Genomic DNA, 2,757 nt, shown 5'->3' with positions numbered 1-2,757 from the left:
AAGGTTAACGACGGTTAGATTCACCTCTTACACAGCACCTCCACACACCTAAACTGAACACGGTTTGTGAAAGAGTAAGTGTACGAGTGAAAGAGTCAGAAGATGAACTACCAAATACATAACCTTCTGCATCGTTTCCTTCATAACCATCTCTATCGGTTTCACCATAGCTCATTCTGAAACCTAATGAAGGTAGTAATTCACCTAATGCGCTGTCTTTAGCAAACTTTTGTGCGTTAGCTTGGGCTTTTGCTTTTAATACCGTAGGATCATTGGCAGTTGCAATGTCGTAAACTTGTAATAAGTCTTCGGCTTGAGAAATCGTGCTGGTTAAAGCGCATGATAAACCAACAAGTAGTGATAATAAGCTTTTTTTCATTTGTCGCTCGATCCTTAGACAATTTTTAATTGAGAGTATGTTACCGTGTTTTCATCAATAGCAAAGGGGTAAATACGTGAAAGATTACGCTCAAGTGTAACAGAATATATTACAGCTCTGAAATACCTAGTTTTTTGCGTCTATATCCCTATTTTTAAAGGTAAATTTATGAAGTCTATAAATCAATTTAATGAAAATGATGTAAAAATCACATCAATTGAGCCGATTGATGGCTTCTTTAAAATTCATGCGTATAAATTTAATCATGCGCTTTTTGCTGGTGGCATGAGTCAAACTGTGCGCAGAGAAATACTAGAGCGCGGCCATGCTGTGGCTGTTTTACCGTACGATTCGAGTACAGATAATGTACTACTTATTGAGCAAATTCGCATAGGCGCGCTGGCAACAAAAGACTCACCTTGGTTACTAGAATGTATTGCTGGCATGGCCGAGGGGTCTCTTGATTATGAGGGTGTAACTACGGGTACATTAGTACTTTTATCTATTTTTAATGAATTAGGCTTTTCTTCTAATCGTTTTTTAATATTTATCAGTTGGCTTTTATTTGCAACGCTTGTTCTCTTTTCCGTTTCTTTCTCACAGGAAACATTAGTAAAAGCTCAAGCTTTCTTTACGTACGTATTTGGAGGATTAACAATTTTTGTATTAGCTTTTCTTATACCAAATACGAATTGGGACAAATTATTTGCAATGGAATCAGGATCTTGGTTAACTGGTTTTTTACCAGCTTTAATGTTTGTTATTATTGGTACAGGCTTAACTTGGACAAAAGCGTCCTCTGATTATAGCCGTTATCAAAGTAAAGAAAACTCCTCTCTTTCAATTATATTTCATGTAACAGCAGGTGCTTTTATCCCCTTATTTTTAATCATTAGTACAGGTATATTACTAGCAACAGAAGTAGAAGGGCTTGCTGCTGCAGAAAATCCAATTACGCTAATTGGAAGCGTTTTACCTGAATGGATGACATTAATTTATTTAGTAGCTGCACTTGGTGGTTTAACGCCGATGTGCTTTATTGGATTAAAGTCTTCTAGATTGATCTTAGCTTCATTTAATTTACAAGTTAAAGATTCAACTGCAATTACGATTCATGCCTTCCTAATTACTATTATTCCCTTATATGTTTTATTAATCTCAAGGGATTTCATGGGGAATTTCCAGCTTTTTTTAAGTTTTTTAGGGATTGGATTGGCAGCTTGGATATCTATACTATTAATTGATTATACATTAATCCGAAGACGTATTGGTTATAGTAGAGATCTATTAGAAGATGCAAAAAGAAATCCGATAAATAAAGGTGGCGTAATAAGTTGGATACTTGGTGTAACGACTGCGTTAGTATTAATGAATTATTTAGATGCTAGTAACTATCTTCCAATTACAATTATTGTTAGTGGAGTAATATATATAATTTTTATGTATCCTACAATAAAATCAGTTCAACGAGGTGGAGGAAATGGAAGCAGCTTATAAAATGAAGAAAATCAACTCCAACAAGCGCGCATTGATTATTGGTAGCGCCGTTATAGATGTAGTTGCCAAAATTAAAACATTACCAATATCTGGAGAAGACATTGCTGGAGAAATAATGGAAAGTACCGTTGGCGGATGCGCTTATAATGTTGCGAATGTATTAAGTCAATTAAATGCAAAATACGATCTACTTGTCCCAGTTGGAAACGGAAAAAATGCTGATATCATAAAAAAAGAGTTTATTCAAAAGGGTCACCAGATATTGATTTCAGATAACAGTATGGATAATGGCTGGAACTTATCATTAGTGGAAGAAAACGGAGAGCGAACGTTTATTACTTTTAGTGGGCTCGAAGATAATTGGAAGGAAGAATGGTTCACACACACGTCTTGTAAACAATATGATTATATTTACTTGTCAGGCTACTCATTGGAGCAGGATAAAGAAAAAGCGATTATTAATTTTTTAAAGAGGCACGGTAATTCAACTACTATCTTGTTTGATCCATCACCAAGGATTACTGCTATTTCATCCTATGATTTAAGTGAGCTTTTCAAATTAGGACCCATTATTCATTGTAATAATCATGAACTATTAGCTTTAATGGGATCTTCTAATAGAATGCATGCTTTAGAAAAGCTATATGAGCAAACTCAAAATGACATTATTGTAACTCTTGGTGCTAAAGGAGCAGCTTATTACAATGGTTCCTCTATTATTAAAGTTGCAGGTTTAAAAACAAATATGGTGGATACAATTGGCGCAGGTGACGCCCATACAGGAGCTTTTTTGGCAGCTTTGTTGGATGGGAAAGATGTTGAAACCGCTTGTATATGGGGGAATATTGCCGCAACGCAGGCGGTATCTATACAAGGAGGAT

General features: G+C 35.4%; 3 protein-coding genes. 2 read left to right on the top strand and 1 reads right to left on the bottom strand.

What is annotated here, in order from left to right:
- Positions 1 to 4: 4 nt before the first annotated feature.
- Positions 5 to 379 (bottom strand): hypothetical protein, encoded by a 375-nt coding sequence (locus ACXAC4_RS18785; RefSeq protein ID WP_475164564.1) that lies wholly within the window; start codon positions 377 to 379, stop codon positions 5 to 7.
- A 168-nt stretch (positions 380 to 547) separates the two neighbouring features.
- On the opposite strand from ACXAC4_RS18785, the gene ACXAC4_RS18780 reads away from it, so the two are divergent.
- On the top strand, positions 548 to 1,876 hold the full coding sequence (locus tag ACXAC4_RS18780; protein ID WP_475164562.1) for a cytosine permease: 1,329 nt from the start codon (positions 548 to 550) through the stop codon (positions 1,874 to 1,876).
- Positions 1,860 to 2,757 (top strand): PfkB family carbohydrate kinase (locus ACXAC4_RS18775; RefSeq protein ID WP_475164560.1); only part of this gene is annotated, 898 nt, incomplete at its 3' end. The genes ACXAC4_RS18780 and ACXAC4_RS18775, both read left to right, overlap by 17 nt.

The sequence above is a fragment of the Pseudoalteromonas sp. AWM4_233 genome (genome assembly GCF_056158285.1).
Note: the sequence above shows the minus strand (reverse complement) of the source record. Positions and strands in the feature narration are given on the sequence as shown.